Source organism: Teredinibacter turnerae T7901 (genome assembly GCF_000023025.1).
GTDB lineage: Bacteria > Pseudomonadota > Gammaproteobacteria > Pseudomonadales > Cellvibrionaceae > Teredinibacter > Teredinibacter turnerae_B.
In genome coordinates this window covers 1,306,523-1,321,798 of record NC_012997.1, presented here as the reverse complement: position 1 = coordinate 1,321,798, position 15,276 = coordinate 1,306,523, and the positions used below count along the sequence as shown (strand labels likewise).

Below are 15,276 nucleotides of genomic sequence, written 5' to 3'. Positions count from 1 at the left end.
AAAATGTCCTGGCATACTTTATGTTTGTATGACAATAATATTGTTATATATCAATATCGGAGGGCATTTTGTTTGATTCCAATCACTACCAGTCTAGTCACTGTACAAAATTTCTTAGGAGCCATATTTTGAGACACAACACTTTTCCAGGCACCACTTTAGTGCTTTTTTCCTATTTCAAAGGGGTTGCCTCAGTCGCATTTGCGCTACTGGCCGCCATAATGTTTAACCCGGCGGCAGCCCAATCCGTGGCTAAACTCGACAGCGCAATCACCGCAACAATGGATTGCGCTGCGCTGGTAAAAACCGATTTCACACACATACCTGGCGCACCGACATCCATTCTCGAGAGTACTATTATCGACGGACATAACCCGCCAGTTTGTGCGGTTAAAGGTGTGATTCAGCCCAACATTCAGTTCGAGATCCGGCTGCCGTTGAACGACTGGAACGGGCGTTATTTTCAGACTGGCTGCGGCGGCTTTTGCGGTCAGATCCGGATCAGTCACTGCAGTGACATGCTGGCCAATGGGTTCGTCGTTGGAGCCCACAATATGGGCCATGTGGGGCATTTCATTAAAGACCCAGTATGGGGCAGTGATGCGGCCGCGCGCGTCGATTACGGCGGTCGTTCTACGCATTTGATGTCGGTGGTGGCAAAAGCGGTCGCTACTCGCTTCTATGAAAAGTCGCCGGCGAAAAGCTACTACCGTGGATGTTCGACAGGCGGACGCGAAGGACTGACTCTAGCGCAGCGTTACCCTGAGGACTTCGACGGCATTGTTGCCGGTGACCCTGCATTCGCCGGACGACTAGGTGCGATCGCCAATAATTGGGACGCAAAGTTTTTGTTGCGCGACGACGGTAGCGAAGTGTTCGATAAGCCTGCGCTTTCAGTGCTGCATCAGGCAGTGCTGCAGGCCTGCGACGCAATAGATGGAGTGAAAGACGGCATTCTCATGGACCCGAGACAATGTGATTTCGATCCTGCCAGCATTCAATGTGACGACAACACCCGCGCCGGTTGCCTATCGGCCGAACAGGTCCATACCGCGAAGATGCTTTATCAGGGGCCCTTTAATAGCAAAGGTATCGCACTCATGCCCGGCGCCACCCCGTATGGCAGCGAGCCCTCCTGGAGCGGCGCAGGGCGTCGAACACTGGCGGAAGGCTATCTTCGCTTCCTGGCGTTCGAAACCAACCCGCCAGCCGACTACAATTACCGCTCGTTTAATTTCGATACCGATATCGCTAAGGTGGAGAAATCGGCAAAAATGTACGACCCGGTCGCCCCTTATGAAGACCCAGATCTCAGCGCGTTTGCCAGTCGCGGCGGTAAACTGATCGTCTACCACGGCTGGGCCGATGCCGGGGTATCCCCCATGGCGATGCTGGATTACTACGCACGGGTGACTCATAACCAGGGTGGCTTAGACGCGGTGCAAAACTGGTTTAGAGTATTTATGGTTCCTGGCATGTTCCATTGTCGTGGTGGCAATGCACCCAACACATTCAATTTCATGCCCCATATCATCGAGTGGGCTGAAAAGGGTAGCGCGCCACAATCTGTGCTCGCCACCCAGAGCGAAAATAACACCGTGGTGCGCACCCGCCCGCTTTACCCCTACCCCAGCTATGCCGAATACAAGGGTAAAGGCGATGTTAACAGTGCGGAAAACTGGCACAAGGCAACACCAACATCGGTACCAGACGATCGGCGAAGCTGGATCTGGGAAGCGAAATAAAAATATAGCTTATCGCGGGCGCACGCCTTAGTGCGCCCGCTAATAAATAAGATTCAGACGAGCGCTCCACACCCAGCGTTTAAGTGGTAACTTGCTGTCAGACAGAATACGTGGATATTCAAAATTAAGGAATCTCTCCCCCTCAGCAGCGCGACACAGCTAACCTGGCAATTAAATAGATGATTCCATCTATTTAATTGCGCGCCCTTGAAGTACTGGCGTAAATGTATGAATTTTCCAATACTTCAAGGGAATACAATGCCCTTCGGGCAATGGCTGTGTATCCATGCACCGCCTATTAACTTCGCAATTTTCATTGCCAGGTTAATCGAACCCCATACACACCAAAGAAAGCGCTAAAACCGAATGTAATTTCGAAAACAAGATAAAACAGAAAAAGCCAAAAAGCCAAAAAGCCAAAAAGCCAAAAAGCCAAAAAGCCAAAAAGCCAAAAAGAGTACCGCCAATCCAACAGAGTTTTTAACTATTTTAAAAAGCAGCCGGAAGCCCAAACAGTAGAAAAAGGAGCGCCCGTGAATGGTTCCGAGCGCTAAAGCGGTGGAGGAAATTGAAAAAGGTTTAGAGCTACACGCTAATTTAGAGATACACGGAAATTTAGAGTCACACGCTAATTTACGGTTACACAGTAAACTGAACGCCGGCCATGCCACTCGCCCAAAGCGGTATGGCTTCATAAAAAACAACCTCACCCTGGAGCCGGGGCAGCGCGGCGGCCAGGGTGATCCAAGCGTTAACTTCCAGTCCACCATTACCCGCTTGCGAAAGTATCTCTTTGTTGGTCAGCGTGTTGACCCGGCAGGGGACCTCGCCTAGCAATTGCCGCATGAAATTTCTGTCCCAGTCTTCGTTTACGTGCCCTTCCTCGGGCACACCAAGCCAGTGCGACAAACCACCACAGGCAAGTATCGCAATACGCTCCTCTGCCGCTCGATGTTTGCTTACATACTGTTGCAAGAGTTTACCCAACTGCCAACACTCTGTGGGTGTGGGTGAATCCGAATACACCGTATTGATATAAAGCGGCACCACCGGAATACTCCGCTGCGGATCGGTAATAGCTAAGGGAATCATGACCCCGTGATCTGGCCTGACATCATCCACCTGTGCAAGCGTCAGCCCACTGTTGCTACGTGCAACAAAATCGGCAAAACCTACGGCAAACTCGGAATGGCCACGAATTAATTCCGTGGGAATTCCCATGTCGCCATAAGGCTGCAGCGACGCAGCTGTCGCAATAGCCAGTGGCTTGGGGTCGCCAAGGTTAAAATTGTTGAGATGATCACTGCTAATTACAACCAGTACATCGGGTGAGCTGTCGCGAATAGCGCGACCAATTTCACGCATCCCCTGAAAAACCCGTTCCGCCTGTTCTTCAATATCTTTTGGCGTACCCAATACGTGCGACATCGCCGCAGCACACACTAACTTTCCCATTGCATTTACCGCCGATCAAAATAATAGCTGAGAGCAAAAAAAGGCATGGTCGGCCGCCCGGTCCAAATCAACCATTTAACGACATAATTGCCATGTACCCCTATGGCTGCCAGCGCATCACGTTCACTATTCAATAGCGCGGGGTAATGCTCTTCGGGAACCTGAAAGCGCGTAAACAATTGCTCTGGAGCCGACTTCAAAAGAGCCCGGTCCTCCGGCACAGAAATCAAGTGCTCGATCATTCGATGAATCGCCAGCGGCGACCCGACACTGGACTTCATTCGCTTGTCACCCGACTTAAAAAAAGCTGTACAGTCGAACAGAAATCTTCAGTCTGCTCGATCATCGCCCAGTGACCACAGTGCGGCATAATGTAGCCCCAACTATTGTCAAACAACTCCAGAAACCGATTCGCGCGAGCAATCGGCGATACTTTATCCTCTTTCCCATTGACCACGAGTACCGGTTGCTTGATGGTGCGCAACAATTCCTGATCGAAGTTGAGAGTACCTTTGCGGGTTTCCAAATTCACTGCCGCCAACGCTGCTTTGGTTGCCGGGTCCATCGTCAACTGATAGCGGTACTCCACCAGCTCTTCAGACGGTGTAAATGTGGGCGAAGCAAGACCGCCAATAACCCTACGCATACCCTCAACGGTAAAATCATAATTGAGGTTGTGCATCAGTTCGTTCGACGGACGCTCTGGAATCGGAAGCCCTGCGCTGCCCATCAATACCAGGCTGTTAGTGCGCGCGGGCTTGAGTAGAGTTGCGCCGATTGAAGCCGCCCCACCCATTGAATTTCCGATCAGGTTCACCTTCTCCAGTTTCATTACATCCAGAAAATCACTAAGATGCTGATTACGACCTGGCTGGTCGTAGGTAAAGGTTTCCGGGTCTGGCTTATCGGTTTTGCCAAAGCCAACCATGTCCACAGCAATAACGCGATAATCCTTGGCAAAGACAGGAATACAGTCACGCCAGTTACCATAACTGTCGGCACCCGCGCCGCCACCATGCACCAGCACGAGCACAGGCCCCTGCCCCACGTCATAATAATGGGTGCGAATATTGCCGACCTGAATAAATTGCGACTCAAATTGCATGCTGATCTCCACGATTTCAATTTGCTGAGAATGGCCAATCATCAACGCAAGTCTTTGCGCTTTTGAATACCGCGGTTTGCACGACTCGCCAAACGACGCCAGGCTAAAATACTACTGTCGGGCTCACATAACATTTCGTCCACCCAACCATAGTCGTCCTGATAAAACGGCTCGGTCACTTCCCGCGCCCAAATATCATCGCCATTGAATCCATCAAGGCCGTGGGGTTTCCAGGTCGTTTCGAAATTGTGGGCAAAATCGATGCGGTCTTCCTCGGTTTCCACTTTGCAACCGATAGTCTGCACATAAATATGTCGGGACTCATCAATAGGCACATACCACTCAAATTGCGTTAAGCCGGGAGCAGGAAAAGAATTCACCTTCAATACACCCGGAAGCCAAATAGAGGTTCCCACCGATGCGGAAGTGCCTTCCACGTTATTCGAGCGCGGACCGCGGATAACCACGTTGCCATCAATCAAGCCATCCCATATCGGGTTGTGTTTGGAAAAATCATCCTCCACGCCCTTTGGCCCCTCGGGATCTTCCACCAAGGTAATCGCGCCAGGCAAAGCCGTGTGACCGATTGGGAAGTTAAAGTCGCGGTAGTGTCGCAAGGTGGTATCTTTGTGAATAAAAATATGCAGCGTATCGAAACCGTTTTCAGCTCCCAGGCGCCAATTGGAATTAACGTCGCGATGTTTACCCAGCACCATCAAATCTTCATCGAGAAAACCCGGTGGTACATCCTGGGATAAAGGCGGCGTCGGCGACATATCGCCGATGAAAACAAAAATCAAACCCTGGGCTTCTTCCACAGGAAAGCTCTGAATTTTTCGCTTACCAATTAAGCGGCTGTCAGGTGCAGCGAGAATATTCACCAGTTCGCCCGTCTGGAAACGGTAGGTATAACCGTGGTACCAGCAAGTAATGGTATCTTTGGTGTAGCAGTCCGGCTTGCGGGAAAGCGGAACTCCGCGGTGCAGGCATCGATCGCGAATTGCATAGACTTTGCCGTCGATGCGACGCATGATCATTTGCTCGCCCAGTACGGTCACTGTCAGTATTTCACCTTCCGCCAGCTCTTTAGAGAATCGCACCGGATACCAATGGTTGCGAAAACCCAGTTTCGCTTCCACATAGCCACCCCAATCGCCGACCATTTTTACCACTTCTTCGTTGACACCTTCCGGCGTATCGTGCTCATCACTCATCTGCTTTTAACTCCAAAAAATAAATCGTTCGTACTTTCGGCATAAACCCATTAAGGGGTAAAGCGCACTTGCACATCACCTATACCCGCGATGCTCGCTTTAACTTCATCGCCCTGGCCAACACTGGACATAGGCCCCAGTGCGCCCGTAAGAATTATTTCGCCAGCCTTCAGCGGGCTGCCGACCTCAACCGCTTTACGCGCCAGCCAAACGGCAGCGTTGAGTGGCCCACCCAGGCAATCACGCCCCAGACCCGCAGAAACCTGCTCACCATTTTTCACCATCACCATTGGGCAATTGATCAGATCCAGATCATCGATTCGTCGCGCCGGACCACCCAGCACAACAGCACCTGCTGAGGCGTTGTCTGCAACGGTGTCGAAGATATTGATATCCCAATTGGCTATGCGGCTGTCGACAATTTCCAACGCAGGTATCACCCACTCAATGGCCGACAACAACTCCGCGTGAGTCACACAGTGCTGGGGGAGGTCTTTATTCAAAATCAGCGCAATCTCGGCTTCCACCCGCGGCTGCAGCAGGCTTGCCATAGAAACGGCCTCGCCAGTACCAAACACCATATCGGCAAACAAACGGCCAAAATCAGGCTCACTAACCCCGAGCTGCTGCTGCACTGCAGGTGAGGTCAAGCCTATTTTTCGCCCAACCGCCCGTCGACCGTCGTTCAGCCAGGCCAGCACCTGTGCGTTCTGCACCTCGTAAGCCTGTGCCAGGTCTCGCTCGGCGAACTGAGTGCGTACCGGTGCCACAGGGCCAGTTCGGTACGCCTCCAGGAGTTGCATTGCTGTAGATTCAATTTCAGTCATAGGTAACCCGTTTTTGCCTGCAAGTCTGGACATTGAAGGATCATCGTTTACGCACGCCTCAGGCGATCCATGCAGTAAAGAGTCGCTGTACCAGCGCCGTCATTAAACTCAACTTTATATGATTGTATGACAATAATTCAAGCAGTCAGAGTAAATTTCGCATCTGAAGTTCTGCCCCGAAAGAGAAAAACCCACTGAACGCCAGATCTCACGTATGCTGTAGCCCACTCCCTTTACGCGCAAACGGGAACCGTCATATACCTAAACACGCCAGAAAAAGCCGAACTTATTGCCCAATCAGGGCCGCCTTGAGTGCCTTACGACTAATTGAGTGGGGCTGCTACGGGAGAGTTGTGTCAGTCGTTCCGTCGGTGCGGTGAAGGGCGCAGTCTCACTAGCTGAGCCTTTCGGCCCGCTCCGTGACATACTGATGACTGTTACAACGCACCAAGGTTAGGAAACCACGGAGGTTCGGATGGTGTAGGTTCGAGGCAGCAGACACGTACCTGAATACGCGGAAAACCGGTGGACCCGGGACAAAGAACAGAAGCCGAGGCAACGCCTTACGGCAATAAACCTTCGCAGGATCATCAAAAAAAAACCGAATATCAGGCGGCGATTCGCGGAGAGTTTGAGTGCTTTCCATCACGCGTGCAGGAGTAGCGCATGATTAGTGGATGAATACGACAAGTGCTCCCCTTACACCAGGGGTATACCTATTCTAAAATTGACCGCACCGTCCACATCTCCGGTTTATGGGTTAGTTGGCGGCTTTTTTGAGTGTGTTTTATTCGACTGTTTCAGAAGTCAAAAGAGCAGCTAGCAGCCATAACGCTGACAACACGCTTGAACAGATCACCGGAAATATCCGGCCTTTCGGGTTGATCTTCTATTAACTTGGCAATGAAAATTGCGAAGTCAATAGGCTGGGCAGGGAAGCACCGCCATTGCCAGATGGGCAAGGTAAGCCGTTGAAATATTAAAAAAATTCACACATTTTCGTCAGTATTTTATGGGTGCACGATTAACAATTAAATAGATAGCATCATCTATTTAATCGCCGGGTTAATAGTATGCTCAGATAACACACTCGGGGTACCTATGGAATCCAAAACACGCACAATAATAACTCTGCTAACCTTCACATGCTTCTTGGTCGCATTTTATCTATTAGGCTACTGGCTGATATTTAGAACCGGCCAGGCAACGCCCTTGATACTATCTGTTGGCTTAGCGACTTTGGCCACATGCCTGGTGAGGCGCATCAGTATAGGCAGTCTTGGCTGGCATTGGGGAGAGTGGAAAGCCAAGTGGCAAAGCTACTTCACGCCCTTCGCGATCATCCTCGCAGCTTATCTAATAATCTGGCTCTCTGGTCTCGCCGGGTTCTACAATAGTGAATACCTCTCCGAACTTAAGGAAGACTACAATCTACCAGCTTGGAACGAACTCAATATTTTGTTATTTCACGTTATATTCGTGGCGACGATCAGCTTTTTTGTATCGCTCCCGTCCATTCTAGGGGAAGAAATAGGTTGGCGGGGCTTAGTTACCAGTGAACTTTCAAAAATCACCTCCTTTGGTGCTGTGGCACTTATCAGCGGAGTCGCCTGGTCAATTTTTCATTGGCCGCTAATCATTCGGGGATTGTACGGCAACGGCATAACCCCGCTGATCTATCAGCTGTTTATCTTTAGCCTGTTTATCGTATCAACCAGCGTAATAATGACCTACTATCGGCTAAAAACAGGGAGTGTGTGGACCGGTGTTATTTACCACGCAAGTTCAAATATATTTATACAAAAAGTGTTTACGCCCCTGACGGTGGAAACCAGCCGATCCGCCTGGTTTATCGATGAATTCGGAGCAATACCTGCTGTTGTTGCTTTTTGTTTAGCCCTCGTATTCTGGCGCAAAGGCAAGGCAGAACTAAGCACGTCAGCTGTATAAATTAGCAGGCACACAAAATATCAAAAATACAAAACAGCTATAATGGAAAATTTAAAGGGAGCAAAGATGAACCTCAGTTGTCATATTGATTTTGATGGTCGTTGTGAAGAAGCCTTTCATTTCTATGCTGAATATCTGGACGCCAAAATCGGATTGATAGTAAAAATCGCAGATTCACCACTTGCAAGCACTACCCCAGAAAACTGGCAAGGCAAAATTCTGCATGGCAATATTCACATTCAGGGAATCGACATCGCTGGCGCGGATGTACAACCAGATAGCTACGTTAAACCCCAGGGATTTAGTCTACTGCTTGGTTTGCAGAGCGAAGCGCAAGTAAAGTCCGTGTTTAATCAGTTATCATGTGGCGGAAAGGTAATTTTGCCACCGCAAAATACATTTTGGTCGCCTTGTTACGCTATAGTTATCGACCGCTTTAATGTACCTTGGAAACTTAACTGCGCAACCTGAGCGAGGAGCGCGCTATCCCGCCTGATTTGACAACGTAGACATGCGTAACTGACAGACAGCGATGAAAAAGCCAAGGGCTCGACCACTCCCACTATCATTCTAAAAACGTTCTTGATTCTCGTACCGCACCACACAACAGTACACAACACTACACAAAAGGGCTGGCTGGTGAAGATCACAAAGGAAAAACTCGTAAAAGCCGAGCGCGAAGGAATTATAACGAGCCGGCAAGTAGAAGACCTATATGCATTTTTTAACCGCGAATTTGAGAATACGCCTCAATTTACTTTTACTCACGTACTTTACTACCTCGGTGGCCTTGTCGCTATCGGTGCCATGACGCTGTTTATGACCTTGGGTTGGGAAACCTACGGTGGAGCCGGGATCGTTGTGATATCGGCGATATACGCATTTATTGGGTTGCTGCTGACCAATACGTTCTCGGCCCGTCAGCTTGTCATTCCGGCAGGTATTTGCGGTACGTTTGTGGTGTGTATTACACCGCTTGCTATCTACGGGCTCCAACAATGGCTTGGGGTCTGGCCCGACGAAAGTGTCTACCGGGACTATCATCGACAGGTAAAATGGCACTGGCTCTATATGGAACTGGGCACTCTCGCCGCAGGCGTTATTTTGGTCTGGCGACTTCAATATCCCTTCATGGTTATGCCCATCGCTGTGACCTTGTGGTACATGACAATGGATATTGCGGTAATAATTACTGGCGACGACTATTCCTGGGAATTGCGAAAAATTGTTTCGATGTATAGCGGGCTACTTATGCTCGGCCTGGCGTTTTGGATTGATATACGCTCCAAGCATAACGCCGACTACGCATTCTGGGTTTACTTATTTGGCGTAATAGCGTTTTGGGGAGGCTTATCACTGCAAAACTCAAGCAGTGAATGGTCCAAGTTTTTTTATTGCTGTACCAACCTGGCGATGATTGGCGTGGGCGCGCTACTGCTAAGACGGGTATTCGTTATATTCGGCGCTATCGGAATCTGTTTGTATCTCTCTCACCTGGCATCAGACGTGTTCAAAAACAGCTGGGGATTCCCAATATCATTAACATTGATTGGTTTAGGTGTTATCTACCTGGGCATTGTTTGGCAGAAGCACGAGAAAGCTATTACAGACAAGTGCCGGGTATTTTTGCCAACGCCTCTTAGAGAGCTACTGGAGTCCAGGCTTTAATTCGATTCATTCTTCAGCAAATTCACACCAACAGATATGGACTACATTATTTCAGCCGACGTGTACATCCAGCAGCTAAGTTTTGAACATACGCACGCGCTGTTCCGACTTACAGAAGCTAATCGCGACTACTTGCGAGAATGGTTGCCCTGGTTGGATACGATTCGATCCAGTGAGGATACGAGAAGTTATATTCGCTCCACTATCACAGAATCCAGCGCTGGCGGCGCTCCCAATTTTGCCGTTTTTTATAGGAGTCGGCTCTGCGGTGTTGCTGGTTTTCATCCCGTTGACAAGCATAACCGAACAAGCGCTATCGGCTATTGGCTCGCCGAAAAATATACCGGGCAAGGAATTATGACATCTGTGGTAAAAACGCTGCTCGACATCGGGTTCCAGCAGTACGCTTTAAATAAATTGGAAATACACTGTGCAGAAAATAACGCGCGAAGTCGCGCGATAGCGGAACGCCTTGGCTTTACCTATGAAGCGACTCTACGCGAGTGTGAATGGCTGTATTCCAAGTACGTAAACCACGCCATTTATTCTATGTTGGCAAGCGAATACGGCAGTGAATAGGGTTCGGCCCGACTGCCAGGCCATAGTACCCCCTGCTCCGTCAGGTTTCTCGCCCGAACCAAAATAAGCACTGCCACTGTCAAGTTCAGCAGTAACCCACCCCATATCAACAGCGCAATCGTAGAATCGGTAAGCCATCGCTCCCCGAAAAAAACGACCCTGGATATAACAACCAACCGTTATGTCGCAAGCACCGGCATCGCCAGATAGTGCTGTTCAGCGCCACAGCTCGCGTCACTGCCCACAGGCCGCAACATTAGATAGAATCGTAGTACGCCAAAAGCGATTACCGAAAGTCGCATGCTGGCTAACCATTCGGATACCACTGGTTAGCGTATTTTATGAAGCGCAACCTTGACCTGCCCCGATAAGGTTTAACATTCGCACAGGCTCACCATTCTTTTAGAGGCCCTATGAAAGTACTGTTAATATTAATCTGCGCAATTTCAGCTACCGCGACTGCCGCCGAGTTGAAGCCGTTTACTACCGATGGCTGTAGCCTTTTTCCAGATGGGGATACGAAAGACCATGTAAAGTGGATGGAGTGCTGTATTCGTCACGATTACGCTTACTGGAAAGGCGGCTCGGAAAACGAACGTATCCTAGCCGACGGACAGCTTCAGCGCTGCGTCGCTGATCTAGGCGAAGAAAACCTCTCCTATATTATGCATCTCGGAGTCCAACTGGGTGGAGCGCCCTATTTTCCTACCTGGTACCGCTGGGGCTATGGCTGGCCCTACATGCGCGGTTATAAAGAATTAAGTGGTGCAGAAAAAGCGCAAGTTAAAACCAGAATAATCCAACTGAATGAATTATTAACTGAATTTTTGACGGAAGAGAAATAATAGGAGTCGACTGGAATCGCATATTCGACTGAAACATCAGCCGCACGCTTGAGCCCAAATGGCTAACTAGAAAGCTGGTTCACTTTCTCCCAAAGCACCGTAAGCCAGAATATTAACTGATCCACCAGATCACCGTCGCGCAAGCGCTGGTCACTCGCGGACCACCCGGCAACAACGAGTTCAACGCAGCGCTGGTCAATTTGCGGGTGCCCCAGCGCAGCGTATTCCCAATCCAAAATCACTAAACCGGCGTCGGTTTCCAGTATATTATCCGGTATTAAATCGTGATGACTCAGCGTCGGCTCCCACGAAGGCAACGCCCGTTGCCACTGGCTACGAAACTTTTCGAGTGCCGCACCTTCAGCAAGCGTAAGCGGATGCCCTGCCCGCTTTAACTGTTGCAGGTAATTCTCCAGATACTGATAATAATCGCGAACAGGTACGCGTACCTGTTGGGACTGAATGCGCGCGAGCAGCTGTAATAATCGCTCTACCTTACGACCATCGCGCATGTCGGCGGCGGTCCAAACTCGGCCTTCCAAATAGGGGAGCAGTGCAAAACCAGACTGCCGATTGAAATAAAGAATGGGTGGTGTGCAAGCCAAGGGCCTTAACGCGTCTAAAATCGTGCGTTCAGATTCGCGATTAATACCCAACGCGTCGGCGTTGGTTGCATTTAGGCGCAACCGGTATTGCTCGCGACCGCATTGCAGCACATAGTTGCGATTGGTACGACCAGTGGTGAGTTCACAAACAATTGAGGGGACATCTGAAAGGGCAACAGGCCACTCACGCCAGGTGGCCAGTGCGCGCACTAAATGAGTGTTCACGACGCAGCGACACATTCGGTTTGTTGTTGCCACTGGCGATACCAGGTTACCGTGCCCACCACAATGAGCACCAGATAAACCACCATCAGCAGAGCAGCGCCATACAGCTCGCGGTCCCAATATAAAAACAAGGCAACGGAATCAATAACAAGCCAATACAACCAGTTTTCAAATATCTTGCGCGCAACCATAAAGGTAGTAATCACACTACCCCAAGTCGTAAAAGAGTCCAGGTAGGGCCAGGCAGCCTGGGTGTGCGACGTCAGCAAGTATCCACTTACCAGTGTAAGCAGTGCAATCCCGCCAATGGCAAGCGTGTGGGTGCGCAAAGGCCAGGTCGTAATAGGCAGTACCGGTACATCCCCTCGCCGTTGCCAACACCAGAAACCATAGGCCGCCATCGCCATGTAATACACGTTTAATACAGACTCCATTACCAGGGATACATCGAAAAACACCCACGCAAATAGCGCCGTGCTTAAAAACGCGCACGGCCAACACCAGATACTCTGACGCATCGCCAATATCAGGTAGGCCAAACCCAGTGCGACGGCTGCGAGTTCAGCTGCCGACTGTTGCAAAAAAGCGTGAAGCCCCTGTTGGAAAAACTCAACCACTATAGAGCCTCGTAGGAAGGCAGAAATTTAGCAACGAAGACACTGCGGCCAAACTGATTGTAACCCCAGGCAATAACCTCGTTAAGCATTGCCATTACAACGGGGTAATCGCCCATCACCACTGTTGCCGTCGGAAAGGTTTCAACTTTAATGTCGCTGTAGCTATTCAGTTTATCGATCACCTGTTTAATTGCGGCGATATGATCAGTTTGCTGCAAGGGGTAGTAGGTTAACTCAACACTAAGTTTCATAATCCAGGCTCCTTAAAATTCGTAGCTGATACTGGCACCCATAGTACGCGGCGCGCCTTTCTGGGTATACGGTTCGGGCGCGTAGCCATTACGCGGATCGTTGCCGTAGTCATGGCTGAAGTAAAACCCACGAGTTTCAACAGTTTCGTCGGTAATATTTTTAATCCACAGCGCCAGGGTCGCGGCACCAAGCGCATATTCAGCACGGGCGTTTAGCAATGTGTAGGCATCGCTTTGTTCGTTATGGCTTTCGGAAAAATAAAAGCTGTCTTTCCCTTCAACCTCCAAACGGAACATCAAACCCGCTGGCAACCGATAGTTTGCCGCTACAAAATATTGGGTTTTTGGCGCGTGGGCTTGCGGTCGTTGGCTCATATCGTAGCAGCGGCCATTGGCCAGATCAGAATCCACATGGCTGCAATTTAAATAGGTGTCATAACCGGTTTCGAGCAATGCGAGGGTACCGACAATTGACAACGCATCGGTAGCGTACCAGCGCAATTCGGTTTCCAGACCATAGTTTTCGCCACCGGGGGCATTATCAATTAAATCGACAAACTGCGTCGTGTTGTCGATTTGATAGGAACGCGACTGTTTTATTTGAATATCACTGCGTTCTTGATAAAACACGGCCGTGCTGAACTGCAGCGTGTTGTTCCAATGCGCTTTCCAACCCAGTTCATAGTTGTGCATGGTTTCGGTGTCGAATGTTTTATCGGCAGCGTTTAAGTCCGGATCTGGACTAAACCCCAGCACTTTGTAACCGCGCGATACCAACGCATAGACAAAATGGTTACTCGCTGCTTGATACTCAATAGCAATTTTGCCACCCCACAAATTGTCCTCCGGTGCAAACTGCTCATTCTGACTATCGCTAAAATCAGCGGTAAAGCGTTCTAAACGCGCACCGGTTATAAGGGTCAGCCGATCGCCCACGGGAATATCCAGCTGCCCGTAAACTGCAGTATTTTCGGTTTGGTAATCGCTGGAATAGGTAGAGATCTCAGGGGTCGCGACAGGCAGATAGGGATCGCCATCTGGGTCGTTATTAACGTAGGTCCGCAGTAAATCCACCGTTTGATCACGATGATACAGCCCCATCGCCCAGCGTACCCCTTGCTCTTCCGGCTTGGAGAGCAGGCGCAGGTCTATGGTGAGATTATCGTTATCACGTAAATAGTTATCGGTCGTGGAATATTGATAGTAAGCGCAGTCTGAGTCTATCGAGCAAATATCCCGGTAGGACCAATCTTCATCATACCCGTATTCAGTTTGGCTGTTTGCATAGCTCAATAATCCGGTAACATCGGCAAAGCTGAGACCTGTGTAGTCAGCTTTTAACGCATGAGCATGCGTTTCCTGACGGTCGTGGCCGGGTTCGTCGGATAGGGTTGTGCGGTTGTTATCCAGACTAAAGGCGTCGTAACCGTTATCGATATCGATGTAATAGCTGGTCAAGCTAAGACTCAACGTGCTCGAAATATCAAAACGCAAAAGGTTGCGCAGGTTTAACTCGTCGATATTATTGGTATCGTCGCGACCGAGATATGCATTCTCGATGTAGCCGTCACTCACATTGCGTTGCGCCGCCAATCGCCATCCGACATTTTCTGCCAGAGGCGCGTTGACCATGCCACTGACATCGTAGCTGCCGTAATTGCCAACACCGACGTTTATCCTCCCTTCGGTTGCATCCGCTGCGCCGTTACCGGTGACATTGATCATACCCGCTAACGCATTGGCTCCGTATAGTGTGCCCTGCGGGCCACGGAAAATTTCGACTTGTGCAGTATCCAGTGTGGCCACGCCAGTCGCCAGTCCAGTGAAGTCGATTCCATCGACGATTACCCCCACAGAAGGGTTCATCGGCGATTCAAACTGACTGCGTTCACCTATACCGCGAATCTGGATAAACCGGCCACGCGATGCGCCGGTCGAGAAGTTTACGTTGGGAGCTACATTCAATATATCTTCTAGATTTTTTGCATTGCGCTGAGCGATAGCATCCGCGCTGATAACACTAACACTGTTGGCCAGGGTGAGCTGATTGACCTGGCGCAGTTCACCGGTTACCAGGACTTCTTCCAATGCGGGGGGCGTGGCATAAACCACACCGGAAAGCAGGGACAAACACAGGGGAAAATACGAGCGATTCATTACAGGTCTTCCTAATAAATTTAACAGGAGACC

General features: G+C 49.9%; 16 protein-coding genes. 6 read left to right on the top strand and 10 right to left on the bottom strand.

Going from position 1 to position 15,276, the window contains the following annotated elements; genetic code table 11:
* The first annotated feature begins 128 nt into the window (after nucleotides 1-128).
* Entirely contained in the window at nucleotides 129-1,745 is a 1,617-nt protein-coding gene (locus TERTU_RS05615) for a tannase/feruloyl esterase family alpha/beta hydrolase (RefSeq protein ID WP_228378275.1), read from the top strand.
* Nucleotides 1,746-2,384: 639 nt separating this feature from the next.
* On the opposite strand, the gene TERTU_RS05610 is transcribed toward TERTU_RS05615, so the two are convergent.
* From TERTU_RS05610 to TERTU_RS05590, 5 genes are read right to left on the bottom strand one after another with little or no spacing between them, the layout of a single operon-like run.
* The gene (locus TERTU_RS05610; RefSeq protein ID WP_015818100.1) at nucleotides 2,385-3,200 is read right to left on the bottom strand and encodes a DODA-type extradiol aromatic ring-opening family dioxygenase; all 816 of its coding nucleotides are present in this window, start codon (nucleotides 3,198-3,200) and stop codon (nucleotides 2,385-2,387) included.
* Nucleotides 3,201-3,205: 5 nt separating this feature from the next.
* Nucleotides 3,206-3,481, bottom strand: a complete 276-nt coding sequence (locus tag TERTU_RS05605; protein ID WP_015817613.1) for a hypothetical protein — start codon at nucleotides 3,479-3,481, stop codon at nucleotides 3,206-3,208.
* Nucleotides 3,478-4,305, bottom strand: a complete 828-nt coding sequence (locus tag TERTU_RS05600; protein ID WP_228378274.1) for an alpha/beta fold hydrolase — start codon at nucleotides 4,303-4,305, stop codon at nucleotides 3,478-3,480. The genes TERTU_RS05605 and TERTU_RS05600 overlap by 4 nt, the downstream gene beginning before the upstream one ends.
* Before the next feature lie 41 nt (nucleotides 4,306-4,346).
* Nucleotides 4,347-5,519: a Rieske 2Fe-2S domain-containing protein gene (locus TERTU_RS05595; RefSeq protein ID WP_015820292.1), complete on the bottom strand. Its 1,173-nt coding sequence runs from the start codon at nucleotides 5,517-5,519 to the stop codon at nucleotides 4,347-4,349.
* 50 nt (nucleotides 5,520-5,569) lie between these two features.
* The gene (locus tag TERTU_RS05590; protein WP_041590075.1) at nucleotides 5,570-6,346 is read right to left on the bottom strand and encodes a 2-keto-4-pentenoate hydratase; all 777 of its coding nucleotides are present in this window, start codon (nucleotides 6,344-6,346) and stop codon (nucleotides 5,570-5,572) included.
* 1,101 nt (nucleotides 6,347-7,447) lie between these two features.
* On the opposite strand from TERTU_RS05590, the gene TERTU_RS05585 reads away from it, so the two are divergent.
* From TERTU_RS05585 to TERTU_RS05570, 4 genes are all read left to right on the top strand, one after another.
* Nucleotides 7,448-8,296 (top strand): CPBP family intramembrane glutamic endopeptidase, encoded by an 849-nt coding sequence (locus TERTU_RS05585; protein ID WP_015818764.1) that lies wholly within the window; start codon nucleotides 7,448-7,450, stop codon nucleotides 8,294-8,296.
* Nucleotides 8,297-8,338: 42 nt separating this feature from the next.
* Nucleotides 8,339-8,767: a VOC family protein gene (locus TERTU_RS05580; protein ID WP_228378273.1), complete on the top strand. Its 429-nt coding sequence runs from the start codon at nucleotides 8,339-8,341 to the stop codon at nucleotides 8,765-8,767.
* A gap of 168 nt (nucleotides 8,768-8,935) precedes the next feature.
* Nucleotides 8,936-9,964 carry a hypothetical protein gene (locus TERTU_RS05575; protein WP_015819106.1) on the top strand — a complete coding sequence of 343 codons (1,029 nt, stop codon included), beginning with the start codon at nucleotides 8,936-8,938 and terminating at the stop codon, nucleotides 9,962-9,964.
* A gap of 36 nt (nucleotides 9,965-10,000) precedes the next feature.
* Complete coding sequence (locus TERTU_RS05570; RefSeq protein WP_015819508.1) at nucleotides 10,001-10,543, top strand: GNAT family N-acetyltransferase; 543 nt, start codon at nucleotides 10,001-10,003, stop codon at nucleotides 10,541-10,543.
* 179 nt (nucleotides 10,544-10,722) lie between these two features.
* Here the strand turns inward: TERTU_RS05570 and TERTU_RS22345 are convergent, their stop codons facing one another.
* Nucleotides 10,723-10,845: a hypothetical protein gene (locus TERTU_RS22345; protein ID WP_266352085.1), complete on the bottom strand. Its 123-nt coding sequence runs from the start codon at nucleotides 10,843-10,845 to the stop codon at nucleotides 10,723-10,725.
* Nucleotides 10,846-10,956: 111 nt separating this feature from the next.
* Here TERTU_RS22345 and TERTU_RS05565 point away from each other — a divergent pair, with 111 nt between their 5' ends.
* A complete protein-coding gene (locus TERTU_RS05565; protein WP_015820432.1) occupies nucleotides 10,957-11,388 on the top strand; it encodes a hypothetical protein in 432 nt (143 codons plus the stop codon).
* 62 nt (nucleotides 11,389-11,450) lie between these two features.
* Here the strand turns inward: TERTU_RS05565 and TERTU_RS05560 are convergent, their stop codons facing one another.
* The 4 genes from TERTU_RS05560 to TERTU_RS05545 are packed head-to-tail and all read right to left on the bottom strand — an operon-like array spanning nucleotide 11,451 to nucleotide 15,243.
* Nucleotides 11,451-12,218 (bottom strand): choline/ethanolamine kinase family protein, encoded by a 768-nt coding sequence (locus tag TERTU_RS05560; protein ID WP_041590074.1) that lies wholly within the window; start codon nucleotides 12,216-12,218, stop codon nucleotides 11,451-11,453.
* Nucleotides 12,215-12,835, bottom strand: coding sequence for a nicotinamide riboside transporter PnuC (pnuC, locus tag TERTU_RS05555; RefSeq protein ID WP_015817438.1), 621 nt, complete (start codon nucleotides 12,833-12,835; stop codon nucleotides 12,215-12,217). Before pnuC ends, TERTU_RS05560 begins: the two co-directional genes overlap by 4 nt.
* Nucleotides 12,835-13,086: a histidine kinase gene (locus TERTU_RS05550; RefSeq protein ID WP_015818300.1), complete on the bottom strand. Its 252-nt coding sequence runs from the start codon at nucleotides 13,084-13,086 to the stop codon at nucleotides 12,835-12,837. Before TERTU_RS05550 ends, pnuC begins: the two co-directional genes overlap by 1 nt.
* A gap of 12 nt (nucleotides 13,087-13,098) precedes the next feature.
* Nucleotides 13,099-15,243 (bottom strand): TonB-dependent receptor, encoded by a 2,145-nt coding sequence (locus tag TERTU_RS05545; protein ID WP_015818769.1) that lies wholly within the window; start codon nucleotides 15,241-15,243, stop codon nucleotides 13,099-13,101.
* Between the last annotated feature and the right edge of the window lie 33 nt (nucleotides 15,244-15,276).